This window comes from Micromonospora sp. DT201 (genome assembly GCF_049841575.1).
In the GTDB taxonomy this organism is placed as follows: Bacteria; Actinomycetota; Actinomycetes; order Mycobacteriales; family Micromonosporaceae; genus Micromonospora.
In genome coordinates this window covers 56,469-76,155 of record NZ_JBNCKP010000021.1, presented here as the reverse complement: position 1 = coordinate 76,155, position 19,687 = coordinate 56,469, and the positions used below count along the sequence as shown (strand labels likewise).

15 protein-coding genes are annotated in these 19,687 nt (G+C 69.3%); all 15 read left to right on the top strand.

Translation table 11 applies throughout. The annotated features are described in order from the left end of the window. The first annotated feature begins 306 nt into the window (after positions 1-306). The 15 genes from ACLQ28_RS27715 to ACLQ28_RS27645 all read left to right on the top strand — a co-directional run bounded on the left by ACLQ28_RS27715 (position 307) and on the right by ACLQ28_RS27645 (position 19,640). Complete coding sequence (locus tag ACLQ28_RS27715) at positions 307-1,380, top strand: Gfo/Idh/MocA family protein (protein WP_425689191.1); 1,074 nt, start codon at positions 307-309, stop codon at positions 1,378-1,380. Beyond that, positions 1,377-2,375, top strand: a complete 999-nt coding sequence (locus ACLQ28_RS27710; RefSeq protein WP_425689190.1) for an NAD-dependent epimerase/dehydratase family protein — start codon at positions 1,377-1,379, stop codon at positions 2,373-2,375. Before ACLQ28_RS27715 ends, ACLQ28_RS27710 begins: the two co-directional genes overlap by 4 nt. Beyond that, on the top strand, positions 2,372-3,520 hold the full coding sequence (locus ACLQ28_RS27705) for a DegT/DnrJ/EryC1/StrS family aminotransferase (protein WP_425689189.1): 1,149 nt from the start codon (positions 2,372-2,374) through the stop codon (positions 3,518-3,520). The genes ACLQ28_RS27710 and ACLQ28_RS27705 overlap by 4 nt, the downstream gene beginning before the upstream one ends. Next, entirely contained in the window at positions 3,517-4,200 is a 684-nt protein-coding gene (locus tag ACLQ28_RS27700) for an acetyltransferase (RefSeq protein WP_425689188.1), read from the top strand. The genes ACLQ28_RS27705 and ACLQ28_RS27700 overlap by 4 nt, the downstream gene beginning before the upstream one ends. Continuing rightward, positions 4,197-5,318: a DegT/DnrJ/EryC1/StrS family aminotransferase gene (locus ACLQ28_RS27695; RefSeq protein WP_425689187.1), complete on the top strand. Its 1,122-nt coding sequence runs from the start codon at positions 4,197-4,199 to the stop codon at positions 5,316-5,318. Before ACLQ28_RS27700 ends, ACLQ28_RS27695 begins: the two co-directional genes overlap by 4 nt. A gap of 17 nt (positions 5,319-5,335) precedes the next feature. Then, positions 5,336-6,610: an MFS transporter gene (locus ACLQ28_RS27690; RefSeq protein ID WP_425689186.1), complete on the top strand. Its 1,275-nt coding sequence runs from the start codon at positions 5,336-5,338 to the stop codon at positions 6,608-6,610. Then, the gene (locus tag ACLQ28_RS27685) at positions 6,607-7,644 is read left to right on the top strand and encodes a TolB family protein (protein WP_425689185.1); all 1,038 of its coding nucleotides are present in this window, start codon (positions 6,607-6,609) and stop codon (positions 7,642-7,644) included. The genes ACLQ28_RS27690 and ACLQ28_RS27685 overlap by 4 nt, the downstream gene beginning before the upstream one ends. A 47-nt stretch (positions 7,645-7,691) precedes the next feature. Further along, positions 7,692-8,564, top strand: a complete 873-nt coding sequence (locus ACLQ28_RS27680) for a DUF6492 family protein (protein WP_425689184.1) — start codon at positions 7,692-7,694, stop codon at positions 8,562-8,564. Positions 8,565-8,780: 216 nt separating this feature from the next. Beyond that, positions 8,781-10,235: an O-antigen ligase family protein gene (locus ACLQ28_RS27675; protein ID WP_425689183.1), complete on the top strand. Its 1,455-nt coding sequence runs from the start codon at positions 8,781-8,783 to the stop codon at positions 10,233-10,235. Next, positions 10,235-11,044 (top strand): Wzz/FepE/Etk N-terminal domain-containing protein, encoded by an 810-nt coding sequence (locus tag ACLQ28_RS27670; RefSeq protein WP_425689182.1) that lies wholly within the window; start codon positions 10,235-10,237, stop codon positions 11,042-11,044. Before ACLQ28_RS27675 ends, ACLQ28_RS27670 begins: the two co-directional genes overlap by 1 nt. A 620-nt stretch (positions 11,045-11,664) precedes the next feature. Continuing rightward, positions 11,665-15,348 carry a DUF4082 domain-containing protein gene (locus ACLQ28_RS27665; RefSeq protein ID WP_425689181.1) on the top strand — a complete coding sequence of 1,228 codons (3,684 nt, stop codon included), beginning with the start codon at positions 11,665-11,667 and terminating at the stop codon, positions 15,346-15,348. 159 nt (positions 15,349-15,507) lie between these two features. Further along, positions 15,508-16,572 carry a glycosyltransferase gene (locus tag ACLQ28_RS27660; protein ID WP_425689180.1) on the top strand — a complete coding sequence of 355 codons (1,065 nt, stop codon included), beginning with the start codon at positions 15,508-15,510 and terminating at the stop codon, positions 16,570-16,572. Between the two features lie 248 nt (positions 16,573-16,820). Beyond that, complete coding sequence (locus tag ACLQ28_RS27655; RefSeq protein ID WP_425689179.1) at positions 16,821-17,756, top strand: ABC transporter ATP-binding protein; 936 nt, start codon at positions 16,821-16,823, stop codon at positions 17,754-17,756. Continuing rightward, complete coding sequence (locus tag ACLQ28_RS27650) at positions 17,753-18,580, top strand: ABC transporter permease (RefSeq protein WP_425689178.1); 828 nt, start codon at positions 17,753-17,755, stop codon at positions 18,578-18,580. The genes ACLQ28_RS27655 and ACLQ28_RS27650 overlap by 4 nt, the downstream gene beginning before the upstream one ends. Positions 18,581-18,593: 13 nt before the next feature. Continuing rightward, positions 18,594-19,640, top strand: coding sequence for a glycosyltransferase (locus ACLQ28_RS27645; RefSeq protein WP_425689177.1), 1,047 nt, complete (start codon positions 18,594-18,596; stop codon positions 19,638-19,640). Positions 19,641-19,687 lie beyond the last annotated feature (47 nt).

Genomic DNA, 19,687 nt, shown 5'->3' with positions numbered 1-19,687 from the left:
GTCGCGAGTTCGGTGCCCATCACTGTAGGGACGAGCGCCGGCGGCCGGCTGCCGTTGAGGCGGCCGGTGTCACGCACCCATCGGCTCGAATTGACGCGCCGACAGCCGGTACGCCTGGGCCGAAGGTATGGGTTCCCCAGCAGTGGCCCGCCGAAATCCGACACAGCGCTGTCCCCGCCGATCGGCGGCCGGTAGCTTCCCGGGGCGGGCCAGGTCAACGGGTGCCAATCCTTGTCCGACACTGCGCTGTGTCGGACGTCAGCTCTTGGTCGCCCACCACGAACGCCGTAGACGAAACGGATCGCCGTGACTTCTTCACCTGCCGTCTCCGCCAAACCCATCGGGATCGCCGTGATCGGCGCCGGCTACTGGGGCCCCAATCTGGTGCGCAACTTCCAGGGATCGACGGCGTTCCGCCTTCGCTGGCTGTGCGACCTCGACGTCGAACGGGCCCGCCGCGTGCTCGGGGACTACTCGACCGTGCAGGTCACCGACGACCTCGACACGGTGCTGGCCGACGACGCGGTACAGGCCGTCGCGATCGCCACCCCGGCCGGCACCCACCTGCCGGTGGCGTTGGCCGCGCTGCGCGCCGGCAAGCACGTGCTGGTGGAGAAGCCGCTCGCCGCCACCTACGACGAGGGCCGCCAACTCGTCGAGGAAGCCGACCGGCGCGGGCTCACGCTCATGTGCGACCACACCTACTGCTACACCCCGGCGGTCCTTCGCATCCGCGAGCTGCTGCACGCGGGCGAGCTGGGCGAGCTGCACTACCTCGACTCGGTGCGCATCAATCTCGGTCTGGTGCAGCGCGACATCGACGTGATCTGGGACCTGGCGCCGCATGATCTGTCCATCCTGGACTTCGTGCTGCCGCCCGGCATCGTGCCGGTGGCCGTCGCCGCTCACGGTGTCGACGGCATCGGTGCCGGCCGCAGTTGCGTCGCGTACCTCACCCTCCAGCTCAACACGGGCGCGATCGCACACATCCACGTCAACTGGCTCTCCCCCGTCAAGATCCGCACGGCCATCATCGGTGGCTCCAAGCGCACCCTGGTCTGGGACGACCTCAACCCCAGCCAGCGACTGGCGATCTTCGATCGGGGCGTCGACGTGGCGACGCCCGACGAGCTCGGCGCCGAAGAACGCCACGACATGCTCGTGTCCTACCGCTCGGGGGACATGGTGGCGCCGGCACTGACCGAGCGCGAGGCGCTGCGAACCATGGTCGAGGAGTACGCGCGCGCCATCCGCACCGGGTCGCCCGCGCTCACCGACGGCCGATCCGGCCTACGGGTCCTGCAGATCCTGCAGGCAGCCTCGCACAGTCTCACCAAAGGCGGCGTGATGGTCGATCTGGAAGGGGTGTCCGAACGATGAGTGCTGCGGTTTCGGTCAAGAATGCGCGTGCCCTGGTGACGGGCGGAGCCGGCACCATCGGCTCGCACGTGGTCGACCTGCTCGTGCGTGGCGGCGCCAGCGAGGTTGTCGTTCTCGACAACTTCGTACGCGGCCGACGCGAAAACCTGAAGTGGGCGCTGCAAGACGATCGGGTGCGCGTGGTGGAGGGAGACATCCGCGATGTCGACCTCGTCCGCGACGTCACCCGGGGCAAGGACCTCGTCTTCCACCTTGCCGCCATCCGGATCACGCAGTGCGCCGAGGAGCCCCGGCTGGCCAACGAGGTGCTCGTCGACGGCACGTTCAACGTGCTGGAGGCGGCCGCCGCCGAGGGCGTCCGCAAGGTGATCGCCTCGTCGTCGGCGTCGGTCTACGGCCTGGCCGAGGAGTTCCCCACCAGCGAACGGCACCATCCATACAACAACGACACGTTCTACGGGGCTGCCAAGGCGTTCAACGAGGGCATGCTGCGCAGCTTCCACGGGATGTACGGGCTGGACTATGTGGCCCTGCGGTACTTCAACGTGTTCGGCCAGCGGATGGACGTCCACGGGCTGTACACCGAGGTGCTGATCCGCTGGATGGAGCGCATCGACGCGGGCATCGCCCCGCTGATCCTCGGCGACGGCACCCAGACGATGGACTTCGTCGACGTCCTCGACATCGCCCGAGCCAACATCCTGGCCGCCGAGTCACCGCACACCGACGAGGTGTTCAACATCGCCAGCGGGGTCGAGACCAGCCTCAACGAGCTCGCCCGCACGCTCCTCTCGGTGATGAAGAGCGACAGGTCCCCGGAGTACGGCCCGGCCCGGAAGGTCAATGGGGTAACCCGGCGGCTCGCTGACACCTCCACCGCGGCGGAGGCACTCGGCTTCCGGGCGCAGATCGGTCTTCGGGAGGGCCTTCAGGGGCTGGTCGAGTGGTGGCGCGCAGAGCAGCCCGCCCGCGGCGAGTCCCAGGAGTCGCGGTGACCATCGAGGCGGCACGCCGCATCCCGGTGATGCTCCCCGCGCTCGGCGAGGAGGAGGCACTGGCCGCGGCGGACGCTGTCCGCTCGGGGTGGGTCGCCCAGGGCCCTCGGGTCGCGGCGTTCGAGGCCGCGTTCGCCGCCAGTGTCGGTGCGGCCCACGGCGTCGCCGTCAGCTCCTGCACCACGGCGCTACACCTCGCGCTCGTCGCGGTCGGGGTGGAGCCCGGAGACGAGGTGATCGTCCCGTCGCTGTCGTTCATCGCCACCGCCAACGCGGTCCGCTACGTCGGAGCGCGGCCCGTCTTCGCCGACGTGGACGTCGCCACCGGCAACGTCACGGTGGCGACCCTCGACGCGGCGCGCACGGCGCGCACCAGAGCCGTCATCGCCGTACACCAGGGCGGCGTGCCGGCCGAGGTGTCCGCGCTGCGGACCGCCGCCGACCGCTGGGGCATTTCGCTCATCGAAGACGCGGCCTGCGCGGCAGGGTCCATGGTGGATGGTGGTCCGGTCGGTGCCGGTGCGTTGCTCGCGGCGTGGTCGTTTCACCCGCGAAAGCTCCTCACCACCGGCGAAGGCGGGATGATCACCACCGACGACGCCGAGTGGGCGGTGCGGCTTCGGCGGCTGCGCGAACACGGGATGAACGTATCGGCGGCAGACCGGCACGCGAGCGCCCAACCGATCCTCGAGGCGTACCTGGAGACGGGCTACAACTACCGGATGACCGACATCCAGGCCGCCATCGGCCTGGTCCAACTGGGCAAGCTCGGACAGATCGTGGCGCAGCGCCGCAGCCTCGCCGCGCGCTACCACGATCTGCTGGCCGACGTGCCGGGCGTGGTCGCGGTCCGCGACCCGGCGCACGGCCGCACCAACTTCCAGACCTTCTGGGTGCTGCTGACCGACGAGTTCGGCGTCGGGCGGGACGAGACCCTCGCCGCGCTCGCCGCCGCCGGGGTGTCCGCCCGGCGCGGCATCATGGCGTCGCACCTGGAGCCGGCGTACGCGGACGTCAACCCGGCCCCGCTGCCGGTGACCGAACGGATCACGCGTGACTCGCTGGTCCTGCCCCTGCACCATGCGCTCACCGAAGACGACCAGGACCACATCGTCGGAACACTTCGTGGACTGGTCGGCCGATGACAGGCGATCTCGTGATCGTCGGCGCCGGAGGAATAGCCCGGGAGACGGCGGCCACCGTTGCGGCGATCAACGCGGCAGCGCCGACCTGGCGGCTACGCGGCTTCCTCGACGACGACCCGGCCTTGCACGGCGTGACCCGTGCCGGGCTGCCGGTGCTGGGCCCGCTGGACGCGATCGCCGACCTGCCCGATGCCGCCGTGGTGGTCTGCATCGCCAACGCCCGCAACCCCGGCGTCCGCGAGCAGGTGGTGCAGCGGCTGGGCCTGCCGCCGGCACGGTACGCGAGGGTCGTCCACCCGTCGGCCGAGGTGCCCGCCGGCTGCACGGTCGGGCCGGGCTCTGTGCTGCTGGCTCAGGTCGTGCTGACCGCCGACGTCACCCTCGGCGCACACGTGGCCATCATGCCGCAGACCGTGCTCACCCACGACGACGTCGTCGCCGACCACGTCACGATCGCCTCGGGGGTGCGGATCTCCGGATCCGTGCGGATCGGACGGGGCGCCTACCTCGGGGCAGGTGCGCTGATCCGCGAATCGCTCACGGTCGGCGCGACGTCGCTCATCGGCATGGGTTCGGTCGTGCTCGACGACGTACCCCCCGGTGAGGTGTGGGCCGGCAACCCGGCCCGATTCCTTCGTCCTGTCCGTCAGCCAACTCTTCAGGGAGTGCTCCCACGATGAACGCGATTCCGTTGGTGGACCTGCAGGCCGCACATGCCGAAGTGGCCGAGGAGGTCGCGGTCGGCTTCAAGCGGGTCCTGGCGGACACCGCCTTCATCGGCGGCCCCGAGGTGGCCGCCTTCGAACGCGAGTACGCGGCGTTCGCCGGAGTGGACCACTGCGTCGGGGTCGCCAACGGCACCGACGCGCTCGAACTGGCGCTGCGCGCCGTCGGCGTCGGACCCGGTGCCGAGGTGATCCTGCCCACGAACACCTTCATCGCCACCGCCGAGGCGGTCGCCCGCGCCGGCGCGCGACTGGTGCTGGTCGACTGCGACCCCGACACGTACCTGCTCGACGTCGACGCTGCGCTGGCCGCGATCACGCCGGCCACCAGGGCGATCATCCCGGTGCACCTCTACGGCCAACTGGCACCGGTGGAGCGACTACGGGCCGGCCTGGCCGGGCGCGACATCGCCATCGTCGAGGACGCCGCGCAGTGCCAGGGCGCCACCCGGCACGGTCGCGGCGCCGGTGCCGACGGCGTCGCCGCGACGAGCTTCTACCCCGGCAAGAACCTGGGAGCGTACGGCGACGCGGGCGCCGTGGTCACCGTCGACGCCGACGTCGCCACGATGGTCCGCACCCTCGGCAGTCACGGCGGCCTAAAGAAGTACGTGCACGACGTGATCGGTGTGAACAGCCGACTGGACGGCCTCCAGGCGGTCGTGCTCCGTGCCAAGCTGGCCCGGCTGGCCAACTGGAACGCGCTGCGCCGGGCCGCGGCAGCCCGATACGACGCGCTGCTGGCGTCGGTCGACGTGATCCGCCCGGTGACCCTGCCGGGTAACGAGCACGTCTGGCACATCTACTGCCTCCGGGTCCCCGGCGACGGCACCCCGGCCCGCCGGGACCAGGTGCTGGCGCGGCTCAACGCCTCCGGTGTCGGGGCGGGGATCCACTACCCCGTGCCGGTGCACCGGACGAGAGCCTTCGCCGGCCTCGGCTACCCGCAGGGGGCGTTCCCGCACGCGGAGCGGATCGCGCCGGAGCTGCTCTCGCTGCCGATCTACCCACAGATCACCGCCGACCAGCAGGAGTCAGTCGTCGCCGCGCTGACCGCGGCCCTGGCCGGCTGACCGGAGATGCCGTGTACGTGACGCTGCGGGACCGGCCGGACGATGCCGGTCCGAGCCGGACCCGCATCGCCGTGCACCGCGTATCCGGGACGGTCGTGCTGCTCGGCACGGTCAGCCTTCTCACCGACGTGTCGTCGGAGATGGTGGCGTCGATCCTGCCGCTCTACCTGACCGCCGTCGTCGGCCTGAGCCCCATCGCGTACGGCTTCCTGGACGGCATGTACCAGGGCGTCAGCGCGCTGGTACGGATCGCCGGGGGCTATGTGGGCGACCGCGGGCAGCGACCGAAGTGGGTGGCGGTGACCGGGTACGCCGCATCGGCGCTGAGCCGCCTGGCGCTGCTGCCGGCGGCTGGCTTCGCGGCGATAACCGCGGTGGTCACGGCGGACCGGTTGGGCAAGGGCCTGCGCACCGCGCCCAGGGACGCCCTGATCGCCGCCGCGTCGCAACCGGACGTGCTGGGGCGGGCCTTCGGCGTACACCGGGCGTTGGACACCCTTGGTGCGGCCATCGGTCCGCTGGTCGCCTTCGCCCTCATCGCGACCGTCCCCGGCAGCTACGACTCGATCTTCGTCGTCTCGTTCGCGTTCGCGATCGCCGGGTTGGCGGTGCTGGTGCTGCTCGTGCCGGACCTGCCGACCGCGGCCGGCGCGGCCCGGGCCACCCTGCGCGAGGTGATGTCGGAGGTCGCCGGACGAGGTCTACGGCGACCGCTGCTGGCCGCGGCACTGCTGGGCCTGCTGACCATCGGTGACGGCTTCCTCTACCTGCTCCTGCAGGACCGGGACGACTTCACTGCCCGCTACTTCCCCCTGCTCTACGTGGGAACCAACGTCGCCTACCTGGCGCTGGCCGTACCCCTGGGGCTGCTGGCCGATCGGGTCGGTCGCGGTCGGGTGCTGGTCGCCGGCCACCTGGCACTGCTGGGCGGCTACCTGCTCGCGGCGCTGCCCAGCAGTGGCGTCGGCGGGACCCTCGCGGTCCTGCTCCTGCTCGGCACCTTCTATGCCGCCACCGACGGCGTGCTGGCGGCGCTGGTGAGCCGCCTCGTGGCCCCCAGCGCACGGGGAAGCGGAATCGCCGCCGCCCAGACCACTGTGGCGCTGGCCCGGTTCGCCGCGTCGGTGCTCTTCGGTCTGCTCTGGAGCGTCCAGGGCCCCCGTCAGGCGCTGCTGCTCTTCGCCGCCCTGTTGGCGGTCGCGGTGCCGGTCGCCGCCTGGCTGCTGCGCGGCATCGATCATTCGACCCCAGCGACGCTCCCCGCAGCTCGATCCAGCGGAGCGCCGGCATGAGCGAACGGGTTGGTGGGCTCGGGCCGCGGGCACGGCTGACGGCGCTGACAGTGGTGTTGCTTGTGGCTTTCGTCAGCGCGGGCGGCTTCGTCTGGCGGGCCCGGCAGGACCTGACCGCCGCGCAGGCGAAGGCGAGCGGAGCGCCGACACGCAACGACCTCGCCGTGGTGCGCGACGTGCCACACCTGGTCTTCCGGAACACCGCTCTCGGCGCCGACTACGGCCGGGTGGCGATGGTTCCGCTCTCGGCGCCGGCCGGGCCACGCGCGCTCACCGACGCCGCCTGCGAGCGGGTCTACGCGACCAGGGACGAGGCGATCTGCCTCTCGGCTGACCGGGGCCTGCTGACCACGTACCGGGCGCAGTTGCTCGGCGCGGACTGGTCGGTGCGGCGCGACCTGCCGCTGGTCGGCACACCGAGCAGGGCCCGGTTGTCGCGGAACGGGTCGCTGGTGGCGACGACCACGTTCGTCTTCGGTGACTCGTACGCGAATCCGGGTCAGTTCTCCACCCGTACGGTGGTCAGCCGGACCGACGGTGAGCTGATCGGGGACCTTGAGCGGTTCCAACTCGTCGTCGACGGCGCGGTGGTCACCGCGGTGGACAAGAATCTGTGGGGGGTGACCTTCGCCGATGACGACCGGTTCTACGCCACCGCCGCATCCGGGGCAAAGACCTGGCTGGTCGAGGGGAGCCTCGCAGCCCGCCGGGTGACAGCGATCCGGGAGGACGCCGAGTGCCCGTCGCTCTCGCCGGACGGGACCCGGATCGCCTTCAAGAAGCACGGCGACCTGCCACCCGGCCGCTGGCGCCTCGCCGTCCACGACCTCGCGACCGGTTCCGAGACGCTGCTCGCCGAGACCCGCAGCGTCGACGACCAGGTCGAGTGGCTGGATGACACGAGAATCATCTACGCGCTGCCGCGCAGCGGCACCGGGACGGCGACCAGCGACATCTGGTCAAGCCCGGCGGACGGCACGGGCGCCCCCGAGCTACTGGTATCCGACGCCTGGTCGCCGGCGGTGGTCCGGTGAACACCGAACAGCCGGGCCCGCAGCCGGCCGACAAGAGGACTCCTGGCATGTCACGACTGGCCATCATCACCCCCAGCTTCGCGCCGGACTTCGACCGCTGCGCGGACCTGCACCGCTCGGTGCTGGCGCACTCGCCGGACTCGATACAGCACCACATCATCGTGCCGCGAGCCGACCTGGCGCTCTTCAGCCAGTTGAGCGGGGCACGCGCGGTGATCCATGACGAGGCGGATTTCCTGCCCCGCTCCTTCCGGTCCCTGCCGGGCGCGAACCTCGCGGTCAACCTCCGCCGCCCGTTCCCGCCGTTGCGGGGCTGGATCCTGCAACAGATCATCAAGCTCGCGGCCGCGGCGCGATCCGATGCCGACGTCGTCGTGCTTGTCGACTCCGACATCCAATTCGTTCGGCCGTTCTCCGCCGACACTTTCCGTCGTGACGAGGTGGTCCGCTTCTATCGCAAGCCCGACGAGGTCGACGAGCGGCTGCCCCGGCACGTGATCTGGCATCAGGTCGCCCGGTCCCTGCTCGGTGTGCCGGCGGCCGCGCCACCCTACGCCGACTACGTCTCGTCGCTGTTGGCGTGGGATCCGGCGGTCGTGCGACGGCTGTTGGCCCACGTGGAGTCAGTGACCGGACGCCGATGGACGGACGTGATCGGGGCAAAGCTGCATTTTTCCGAATGGACGCTGTACGGCGTCTATGTCGATGAGGTTTCCGGTGCTGGAATGAACGTCGGCTCCTTCCGCGCCGCGGACACCCTCTGCCATTCCTATTGGGAGGAGACCCCATTGGACGAGCGCACGATGCGGGAGTTTCTCGGCGCGATCCAGGATCGCGACATCGCGGTGATGATTTCCGCCAAGTCCCGTACGCCCACGCCGCTGCGTCGGCAGGCGCTGGCCAACCTCTCCCTAGCCTGACCACGGACAACAGTGCGGTTTACGAGTGAGATTCGGATACATCGACGGCCCGACGCGGTGGTTGAACCCGGCCGTCCGGCGGGCTGAGCTCTGAAACAGGACGATTCCGCGGCCCACGCCAGAGCGGTACGCTCGGGCCAGCCCTCCACTGAAGGATCCCGATTCAAGGGTAGGAACGAGAGCTTGGTGCGGCGATTCAACGGATCGACGACAACCATGACCGGCGACGCCAGACGTGTGAACAGCGACCGGGCCTCCGGTGCGGGGCCAGCCGAGACTCTCCGGGTCGTACGCCCGCAGGGGTCCCGCCAGGCCGCATTCATGCTGCAGCTCTTCATCCTCAGCGCCTTCATCTTTCCGTCGGACACGGTGATCCGGATCGTCGGCGCGCAGGGTTACCTGGCGAGCCTCGTATCCCTTGTCCTCTTCCTGGCCTGGGCGGTGACAGCGCTCCTCGGCCTGCACGACCCGGTCCACACCCGCTATCCCGTTCGCGGTGCGCTGGCGCTGCTGTGGATCAGCGCGCTGCTCTCCTACGCCGCCATGCCACTGTTCACGCCGGACGAGACGCAGAGGCTCGGCGCCGACCGCTGGATGCTCCTGCTCGTCGGCATGTCCGGGGTGATCCTGGTGACCGCCGAGCACCTGCGCAGCCCGGCCGACCTCCTGCGAGTCATCCGGACTCTGGTGTGGGGCGGCGCGTTCTCCGGTGTCGTGGCGACCCTCCAGTTCTGGTTCCTGTGGGACCTCAAGCCGTTGCTGCGTCTGGCGCTGCCGGGATTCGAGTCCGGCTCGGAGTACGGCTCGTTTCAGGGCCGCGACGCGCTCGTCCGGGTCACCGGGACGACGATCCATCCGATCGAACTGGGCGTGGTCGCCGGCATGCTCCTGCCGGTGGCGATCTGGCTGGGCATCCACGACCGGGAACGCTCACCCGTGCGACGGTGGCTGCCGGTGGGGCTGATCGGGATGTGCATACCGATGTCCGTCTCCCGGTCGGCGATCCTGGCTGTCGGCATCGCGGTGGCGACGTTCATCATCTGCCTGCCCGCCAAGCAACGGGTCTGGCTGTTTGCCTTCGCACCGGGCGCCGTCGTCGCCATCTTCGCCACCACACCGGGTTATCTGCGGACGATCATCGGCTCGATCACCGCAGGGTCAGAGGATGCCTCGATCACCAATCGGCTGGACAACTATCCCCGGGTTGTCGCGCTCGTGCAGCAGGCCCCGTGGCTGGGCCGGGGCGGTGGCACGTTCCTGCCGGAGGACGCCACACGGATTCTGGACAACCAGTACCTGAAGACCGCCATCGAGATGGGCATCCTCGGCCTGGCCGCGCTCGTGCTGTACTTCCTGGTGCCCGCACTCACGGCGCTGCAGGCACGGGGCCGGACGACCAACCCCGAGTTGCGCTCGCTGTGCGGTGCGCTTGCCGGTGCCTGCCTCGCCGCAGCGGTCGGGGCGTACACGTTCGACGCGTTCTCTTTCGCGCAGTTCGCCGCGGTCCACGCCGTTGTCCTCGGGCTCTGCGCCACTTGCTGGCTGGCCGTCCAGCGGTGGCCCGCGCAGACCCGGATCTTTCCCGTATCGGTGCCGGCGGCGGCCCTGCGGCCAGCAGAGCCGGCTGCCCTCGTCGACGCCCCGTCTCCTCCAGCGAGAATTGAGCCCTGATGGATCTCCTGGCCATGTTCACGACCGTGCGACGCCACAAGCTGATCGTGCTGGCAGTGCTGGCAGTGCTGATCGCCGGGAACGCCTTCGTCGCCTTCGGGATACCGCCGGTGTATGAGTCTCAGGCGCAGTATGTGCTGATCGCCCCGCCACCCCAGCCGAGCGATGCCGCGATCGAACGGGATCCAACGCTACTCAAGATCAACGCCAACAACCCGTACCTGCGACTACCCAACCCGTCCGTGGTGGTCGACGTCCTGGCCCAGCGGGTGTCGGGCGGCCTGGTCCGCCAGGGGTTGATCAGCCAAGGAGCCGACGAGGATTACACGATCAGCTCGACCAACGCGATCGGCTCGGGCCTGGTCATCAACATCGTCGGCACGGGCAGCTCGCCCGAGTCGGCCGCGAAGACGCTCGACCTGGTGTCCAAGAGCATGGAAAAAGAGCTGTACGACATGCAGAAGGTCGACGGCGCGGACGACAAGTACCTGTTCCAGGCTCTACCGATCAACCCACCAACGGATCCGACGCGCAAGGTCACCGGGACCATCCGGTCGATGATCGCGGTGTCCGCTGCTTGCCTGGTGCTGCTCTTCGGCATGATCTCCGTCGCCGAGGCGGTCGGGCCGCGCCGGACGAAGCAGGTGATGCCGTTCGACGATCCGGATGTTCCGCGGGACGTGACCGAGCCGAGCAGGGCAACTGTCGTATCACCGCGCACCAACGCCTCCGATCTCACCATCGTCCTACCGCGCGTGACCGGGGCGGAGCAGCAGGGTCCGGCGAGCCAGAGGCATGCGCGCGACTAGGTGGAGCCACCCCACGGCTGGCGCGCCTCGTCGATCAAGGAACTGTGCTGGGTGACAAAACGCCCGCCACGCTCCCCAACGGGCACCACAACTCCATGACCGCCGGAGTTGGCGCCCCGGCTACGCGATCTTGCACTTATGTCCCGACGTAAGGGGCATAGCACGCGAAACGACGACCGAAACTGCAAGATCGACGGGCCAGGCGAGGGCCGAGGCCCGAGGGGCGAGGCCGCTCGGGATGGCAGGGTCCGGCGAGTCGGAGGCATGCGCGGGACCAGGTTGGCCTGCTCATCGGCCTCGGCTGTCAGCCATCCGACCGAGCGTGCCTGATCGGGTGGCCGTTGGCGACCGCCCGGTGTTACAGCCAGTGTGGACGGCCGTTGGCAAGAGATGAGGGGTTCTCTACTTTTCAATATTGAGCCGCCCGGCAGGCGCCGTGACGTCTCGTAGCGAGAGGTTGGTGCCCGATGGCGATGAACCCTGGCACGACTGGGATATCCGGCACAGCCTGCGGGCGCGGGGAGACCCAACCACTGATCCGGACGGCGCTGCCGCAAGCACCGCCGCCGGCCAGCGGTCGGCCCAGCGGTCGGGCCGCAACAGGCGGTACGCCCCGTCGGATGCGACCCGGTGTCGCGTTCCTTGCCGTCGTCGGAGTCGTCCTCGCCGGAGCGGTCGCCGGCCCGACGCGGGCCGCTGCCGCCGTCTGCAATCCGAATCCGGTGGTCTGCGAGAACGCTCAGGCGGGTCAACCGGCCTCGGAGTGGGACATCGACGGTTTCGGCGACTGGACGATCCAGGGTTTCGCCACCGACATCAGCGTGAACCGTGGCCAGCGAATCGACTTCAAGATCGACACGGTGGCGACCGCGTACACCATCGAGATCTATCGCCTCGGTTGGTACGGCGGCGCCGGCGCCCGGCGGATCACGCCGGTGACACCGTCCGCGACACTGCCGCAGCACCAGCCGGAAGAATGCATCACCAACAACGACACCCAGATGTTCGACTGTGGGAACTGGCGGGTATCCGCGTCGTGGCAGGTCCCCTCGACCGCCGTCTCCGGCGTGTACATCGCACGGTTGAAGCGCACCGACGTCGACACCGGCAGCGCGAGCCACATCACCTTCGTGGTGCGGGACGACAGCAGCACCTCAGGCCTCTTCTTCAAGACCTCCGATGCCACCTGGCACGCCTACAACACGTACGGCGGTGGGGACTTCTACGAGGCACTGCAGAACGGACGGGCATTCGAGGTCAGCTACAACCGGCCGTTCTCCACCCGGGGCAGCAGCAACGGTCGTGACTTCCTGTTCAGCAACGAGTACCCCATGATCCGCTTTCTGGAGCGCAACGGGTACGACGTGAGCTACACGACCGACATCGACACCGACCGACGTGGCAGCCTCATCCGCAATCACGACGTGTTCCTGTCCGTGGGGCACGACGAGTACTGGTCCGGCCCGGAGCGCACCAACGTCGAGGCGGCCCGCGACGCCGGCGTGAACCTGGCCTTCTTCAGCGGCAACGAGGTCTACTGGCGGACGCGGCTCGCGCCCAGCGTGGACGGGACCAACACCCCGCACCGCACGCTGGTCTGCTACAAGGAGACCTGGGCCAACGCCGACATCGACCCGACCAACGAATGGACCGGCACGTGGCGAGATCCGCGGTTCATACAGCCCGGCAACGGCGCGGGGCAGCCGGAGAACGCACTGACCGGCACCGCCTACATGAGCAACAACACCGATCTCGCGCTGCAGGTGCCCGAATACCAGGGCAAGTTCCGGCTGTGGCGGTACACGGGCCTCGCCAGTACCGCGCCGGGCCAGACGGTGACGCTCGCCCCGCACACGGTCGGCTACGAGTCCGACGAGGACGTGGACAACGGATTCCGGCCGGCCGGCCTCATCCGGCTCTCCAGCACGACCGGATCGACACCTGAATACCTGCGCGACTTCGGCAACACGGTCACCCCGGGCACCACCACTCACCACCTCACGATGTACCGCGCGGCCAGCGGCGCTCTGGTTTTCGGCGCCGGGACTGTCCAGTGGGCGTGGGGTCTGGACTCGGTCCACGACGGCATCACCTCGTCGGCCGACACCCGAATGCAGCAGGCCACCGTCAACCTCTTCGCCGACATGGGGGTTCAGCCGGCGACGCTGATGCCGGGCCTCCAGCCGACGTCGGCGTCCACCGACACCCAGGCTCCGACAACCACCATCACCGCACCGGCGAACGGTTCGACGGTCACCAACGGCTCCCTGGTGACCGTGCGGGGCACCGCCGCCGACCTCGGCGGCGGCCGGGTCGCGGGCGTCGAGGTGTCGACCGACGGCGGCGCCACCTGGCACGCCGCCGACGGCACCACGTCCTGGTCGTACAGCTTCCACTCCAGCGGCGCCGGCACTCAGGTGGTCCGGGTCCGGGCGATCGACGACAGCGTCAACATGCCGGCGACGCCGTCCACGGTCAGCCTGAAACTGGCCGGGCCCAGCACCCTCTTCGGATCCCTGGTGCCGGACAACCCGGCGGTCAACGACAGTTCGCCCGTCGAGCTGGGCGTGCGGTTCACCTCGCAGGACGACGGCTACGTCACCGGCGTCCGCTTCTACAAGGGCGCGGCCAACACGGGTACGCACACCGGAAGCCTCTGGACGCGCACAGGGACCCGCCTGGCCACCGGAACATTCGTCGGGGAGACCAGCGCCGGCTGGCAGACGCTGGCCTTCGCCAGCCCCGTGCCCATCACCCACGGCACGGAGTACGTGGCGTCCTACACCGCCCCCAACGGCGGCTACGCCGCCGACCCACTGGTCTTCAGCGGCCGGGACGTGAACTCCGCGCCGCTGATCGCACCCCGATCCACCCCGTCGCGCGGCAACGGCGTCTTCGCCTACGGCAGTGGCTTCCCGACGTTGACCTACAACGACGTCAACTACTGGGTGGACATCACGTTCATCGACAGCGCGGCCGGCCCGCCGAGCCCGGTGGCGACCACACCGCCGGCGAACGCCACCACAGTGCCGATCACGGTACGTCCGTCCGTGATCTTCTCGAAGCCGTTGAACCCGACGTCCATCCAGTTCACCCTCAAGAACCAGGCGGGCGTGTCCGTCGCCGGTACGGTCGGCTACGACGACGCGACCAAGACGGTGACCTTCACCCCGTCGACCTCCCTGGCCACCGCGACCACCTACACCGCCAGGGTGACCGTGGCCGACAACCAGGGCAACCCGGGTGACGAGCCCACCGTCTGGTCCTTCACCACCGACGCGTACGCCGCCATCTACACGATGTTCGCGCCGAACGCGACGCCCCAGTCAGCGGCGGACAGCGACCCCAGCGCCGTGGAACTGGGCGTGAGGTTCGTCCCGTCGACCGACGGACGGATCGTCGGGGTGCGCTTCTACCAGGGCCCCGGCAACAGCGGTACGCACACCGGCAGCCTGTGGACGGCCTCCGGCACACTGCTGGCCCGGGCCACGTTCTCCGGTGAGACCGGCTCAGGCTGGCAGAGCGTGCGCTTCGACAGCCCGATCCCGGTGACCGCCGGTACGACGTACGTCGCTTCGTACTTCGCGCCCAACGGCCGCTACGCCTCGACGTCCAACTTCTTCTCGACGCTCTGGACCAACGGGCCGCTCAGCGCGCCTCCGACAACGGCCAACGGCGTCTACAACTACGGCAGGCATGCGTTCCCGCAGAACTCGTACCAGTCCAGCAACTACTGGGTCGACACGCTCTTCGTGCCGGACTCGACACAAGATCCAGGCCCGACGCCCTCACCGACACCGACGCTCAGCCCCAGCCCGACTCCCCCGCTGGGTACGCCGGTCAGCCTGTTCAGCGACACGGACACACCGCAGCATTCAAACTGGAACGACTCGAACTCGATCGAGGTCGGCGCGCGGTTCACCGCCGACGTCAGCGGTGCGGTGACCGCAGTGCGATTCTTCAAGGGGCCGGACAACAACGGGCTCCACACCGGCTCGTTGTGGAGTTCGAACGGCGACCTACTCGCGACGGCGTCGTTCACGAACGAGACCGGATCCGGGTGGCAGACCGCCACATTCTCGCAACCCGTGAGCATTACGGCGGGCACCACGTACGTCGTCTCCTACTGGACCTCGGTCGGACAATACGCAGTCACCCTGAACGCGTTCGCGGGCCAGGGAACTGATCGGGGACCACTGCACATACCGGCAGGTGGCGCCAGCTTCCGGTACGGCGGCGGCTTCCCCGATTCCGCCGTCTCGCACAACTTCTGGGTGGACGTCATATTCCGACCGAACGCCTGACGCAGTCAACTACCGGACACCATCTCGAAGCAGTCGGAGGTTGTGCGTCAGCGCGGACGTACGGCACCTTGAGGGACGGCGCGGCCATGCTTGCGCGGATTCTGTCCACAGGCAATTTGAGGGAGTCCTGGTGAGCCTGGCCGATGTGGGCGTCGCCGCATGGTGACCCGGGAACGGCCGCGCCCGTTGCGGCGGCGGCCGACAGTTTCCGTCGTCGTGCCCTGTTACAACTACGGCCGTTATCTTCCGGCCTGTGTGCAAAGCATCCTTTCGCAGGAAGGGGTGGACGTCGATGTCCTCATCGTCGACGATGCATCCCCCGACGGCAGCGTCGAGGTGGCCCGCACGATTGCCGTGGATCCACGGGTCCAGGTAATCGAACATGTGGTCAATCAGGGTCATCTGGCCACGTACAACGAGGGCTTGGCGAAGGCGACCGGCGACTATCTCGTCCTGCTCTCCGCGGACGATCTCCTGACGCCCGGTTCGCTGGCACGGGCCACCGCGCTGCTGGAGGCACACCCCGAGGTCGGTTTCGTCTACGGCTTCTCCGCGGCGTTCAACGACCGCACTCCCACGCCACGGACCCGGGCAACCTCCTGGACGATCTGGACCGGCGCAGAGTGGCTGCGGGAGAACTGCGCTCGGGCCACCAACCCGGTGTCGACGCCCGAGGTGGTGATGCGGGCGAGCGTCATGCACGACCTCAAGGGATACGACGCACGGGTGCCGCACGCCGCGGATTTCCTGCTCTGGCTACGGGCTGCCGCCCGCGCCCACGTCGGCCGGGTCAACGGCGTCGACCAGGCCTTCTACCGCGTACATGGCGCCAACATGCATGTCCAGGAGTTCGGCGGCATGATCCGCGACATCACCGAGCGGCACAGCGTCTTCGAGATCCTCTTCAGCGAGGAGGGCGACCGGGTGGAGCCGGTGCGCCACCTGCACGAGGCGGCCAAGGCGGCGCTCGCCCGGACGGCGCTGTCCCTCGCGAGCCGGGCCTACGAGCTGAACGACGGCGGAGACGAGTTGCCCGAGCGGTTGGCAGATCTGGCCGAGGGCATCGACGCCGAGGCCCGGGGATCACGGCTCTGGCGGCGTTACGAACGCAACGTACGCCGCGGACGACGGCCCGAGCGCCCGCCCCGGCTGCGGCGGCTGGCAGACCGAGTGGATCGCCGGGTGCGGTGGGGCTGGTGGCGTTGGCGAGGCATCCGGGTCTGAGCGGCGCGGCCAACAAGCAGAGGCACGAGGGTGAGGGGGCGGTTGACGGCATGTCGGCGATTTCGGAGAGAGCGGTTGACGTCGGCGTAGCCGATCTCCCGCCGGCTGGGCGATCGGGACCACCTACCCCAGCGGACGGCCTCGGGCAGGCGCAACAGGTCGGCGCGCGGTCACCCGCCGATGCCGAGGAGGTCCTTGTCCTGTCCGGCCTGACGAAGGTGTACGAGCCGACACCGAGGTGGATGCGGGTGCTGGCCCGCACGCACATCAAGTCGGACGTCATCGCGCTCGACGGCATCGACCTGACCGTTCGCGCCGGCGAGATCTGCGCGATCGTCGGCCCGAACGGCGCCGGTAAGACCACCCTGTTCCGGATAATCGTCGGCCTGACCACGGCGACGAGCGGCGAGGGCACCCTCCTCGGGCTCGATGTCGAACGGGACTCGGAGCAGATCCGCCAGGTCGTCGGCTGGATGCCGTCGGACGACCGGAGCCTGCTCATGCGGGCCACCGCCCGGGAGAACCTGCACATGCACGGCCGGCTGCAGGGCATGTCGCCGCGGTTGATGGCGACCCGGATCCCCGAGGTCCTGGCGACGGTGGATCTGGAATCGCGGATCGACACGGTCGTCGCCGGCCTGTCGGCCGGTATGAAGGCCCGGCTGCGGCTGGCGCGGGCGCTGCTGTCCGGCCCCCGGGTGCTCATCCTCGACGAGCCGACCGGTGCGGTGGATCCGATCGCCGCGCACGGGCTGCTCGACCTGATCACCGATCTCGTCCAGCGGGAGCGACTCGCGGTGCTGATCTCGTCGCACCGTCTCGAAGAGATCGAGGCGTTGCGTTCCCAGGCCCTGCTGCTCGACAAGGGCCGGGTCAAGTACTTCGGCGACCTCGACAGCCTGCGGGAGCAGTGGGAGCGACCACAACTCGAACTGGTCTTCGCCTCGACCGACGCCGCCGACCAGGCGGCCGCGAATCTGACGTCGCTGGGCCTGGAGCTCACCGTCGACGGGGCCACCGTCCGGTGCTGGCTCAAGGTCCGCGACGGCGCGGGTGACGTGCTGGCCGCACTCGGTGCCGGCGCCCGGCAGGTCCGGCACGTCCGCGAGATCCCGATGCCGCTGCGGGACCTGATCGCCCGCGCCTACCGTCACGACCAGACCGCAGAGGGCGGACCGACATGAGCCTCGCCTACACCGCCCCGATCGGCCGTCGTGGCCTCTGGCGCAAGTCGCTCGACACCTGTGCGGCCTACGTCCGCATCGACCTGGTGGAAGAGCGGATGTTCCCGGCCACCACCATCCTGCGGTACGCCGCAGTGGTCTTCCCCGTGCTGCTCTACTTCTTCCAGGGCTCGTTCCTCAATGCCACCGACGCGTTCGCCTTCATGCTCATCGGCGCGAGTGTCACCGCGGGCTTCCAGGACGCGCTTACCGCGTTGACCAACCGGCTCCAGTTCGCGCAGGAACGCGGCACACTCGAGACCTACCTGGTGGAGCCCGTGCCGTGGGCGCTGATTCCGATCGCGATGAACATCTGGCGGAGCGTCACCGGCACCGTGATGGCGGCCTTCATGATCGCGTTCGGCAGCCTGTTGGGTGCCCAGATCGAATGGCGGTCCATCCCCCTCGCGCTGCTGGTGTTCCTGGTCGGGATAGCCGCCTGCAACGCCATCGGCACCCTCGCCGCCAGCTTCATCATTCTGTTCAAGCGCGGCGAGCCGGTCATCATGCTCTACAGCCTGGCCGCAGGGGTGCTCGGCGGCACCCTCTTCCCGATCAGCGTGCTCCCGGAATGGATCCGCTGGGTCAGCTACCTCGTGCCGCACTCCTACGTCATCGCCGCCGAGCGGCAGTTGCTGATGAGTGACCCGCCGGCCGAGGGGTTGTCCCCGCTGATGTCGCTGGCGATCCTGACCGGGTTCAGTGTGATCATGTTCGCGATCGGCCTGACCGTCTTCGACCGCTCTCTCCGGCTCGCCCGCAAGCTCGGCATCCTGAGCATCTGACGGCGAGGCGACGATGGGCCTTGAGGAGCAGGCACGGCGGGCGTACCGGGTCTATCAGCGGTACCGGCAGCATGGTCCGCCCAAGATCCGGTTACGAGGGACGTCCTCCGGGGCGCCGACCATCTACTACCTGGCCCGTGACTACAACGAGCCCTCGGGCGGCATCCGCACCCTCTACCGACACGTCGACGTGCTCAACGAGGCCGGGGTCGCCGCCGCGGTGCTGCACGAGCGTCGCGGCTTCCGGTGCAGTTGGTTTCCTCATCGCACCCGGGTCACCGACGTGCAGTCGAGCCCACTCGGACCCGACGATCTCCTCGTGGTGCCAGAGACCGACGCCCGGCTGCTGCCCCGGCTGCCGGCGAGCGTGCGGCACGTCGTGTTCAACCAGAGTGGGCACCTCACCTGGAACGTCGACGCGGAGCTGGTCACGCGGCACTATCTCGACAGCCCCGGTCTGCTCGGCGTCATGGTGGTCTCGGAGCACAGCCAGGACCTCCTCGAATACGCGTTCCGCAGGCCGATCCACCGGGTCCGGTTGAGCGTCGACGCGGCGCTGTTCAATCCCCCCGACCGGCCCAACGGACGTGTGCTCAGCTACATGCCGCGGCGTGGCCGGGCGGACGCCGAGAACGTCCTGCACATGCTGCGGGCTCGCGGCGCGCTGGCCGGGTGGACCATCGATGCGGTGGACGGCGTCTCGCAGGAGGAGGTCGCCCGCAGGCTGCGCGCCTCGACGATCTTCCTGAGCTCCTGCTACCAGGAGGGTTTCGGGCTGCCGGCGGCCGAGGCGATGGCGTCCGGGAACTACGTCATCGGTTTCCACGGATTCGGCGGCCGGGAGTTCTTCGATCCCGCGTTCAGCCAGCCGACCCCCACCGGCGACCTGCTGGCGATGAGTCGCGCGCTGCAGGAATGCCTGACCCGGGAAGCCGAGCAGCCCGGCTGGTGCTGGTCGCGGGGCGTAGAGGCGGCGCGGCACGTGCGGGCTGAGTATTCGGCCGAACGGGAGAGCGCCAGCATCCTGGCGTTCTTCAAGGAGATCGGCCACCGCCACTGACCTTGCCAGTGGCGGTGGCCAGACACCCCGGGCCGCTCAACGTCAGA

Coding starts and splice junctions, on each gene's coding strand:
- ACLQ28_RS27650 (WP_425689178.1), top strand. CDS start 17,753: ATGAGCCTCGCCTACACCGCCCCGATCGGCCGTCGTGGCCTCTGGCGC.
- ACLQ28_RS27660 (WP_425689180.1), top strand. CDS start 15,508: ATGGTGACCCGGGAACGGCCGCGCCCGTTGCGGCGGCGGCCGACAGTT.
- ACLQ28_RS27685 (WP_425689185.1), top strand. CDS start 6,607: ATGAGCGAACGGGTTGGTGGGCTCGGGCCGCGGGCACGGCTGACGGCG.
- ACLQ28_RS27700 (WP_425689188.1), top strand. CDS start 3,517: ATGACAGGCGATCTCGTGATCGTCGGCGCCGGAGGAATAGCCCGGGAG.
- ACLQ28_RS27675 (WP_425689183.1), top strand. CDS start 8,781: ATGACCGGCGACGCCAGACGTGTGAACAGCGACCGGGCCTCCGGTGCG.
- ACLQ28_RS27695 (WP_425689187.1), top strand. CDS start 4,197: ATGAACGCGATTCCGTTGGTGGACCTGCAGGCCGCACATGCCGAAGTG.
- ACLQ28_RS27670 (WP_425689182.1), top strand. CDS start 10,235: ATGGATCTCCTGGCCATGTTCACGACCGTGCGACGCCACAAGCTGATC.
- ACLQ28_RS27645 (WP_425689177.1), top strand. CDS start 18,594: ATGGGCCTTGAGGAGCAGGCACGGCGGGCGTACCGGGTCTATCAGCGG.
- ACLQ28_RS27680 (WP_425689184.1), top strand. CDS start 7,692: ATGTCACGACTGGCCATCATCACCCCCAGCTTCGCGCCGGACTTCGAC.
- ACLQ28_RS27665 (WP_425689181.1), top strand. CDS start 11,665: ATGCGACCCGGTGTCGCGTTCCTTGCCGTCGTCGGAGTCGTCCTCGCC.
- ACLQ28_RS27710 (WP_425689190.1), top strand. CDS start 1,377: ATGAGTGCTGCGGTTTCGGTCAAGAATGCGCGTGCCCTGGTGACGGGC.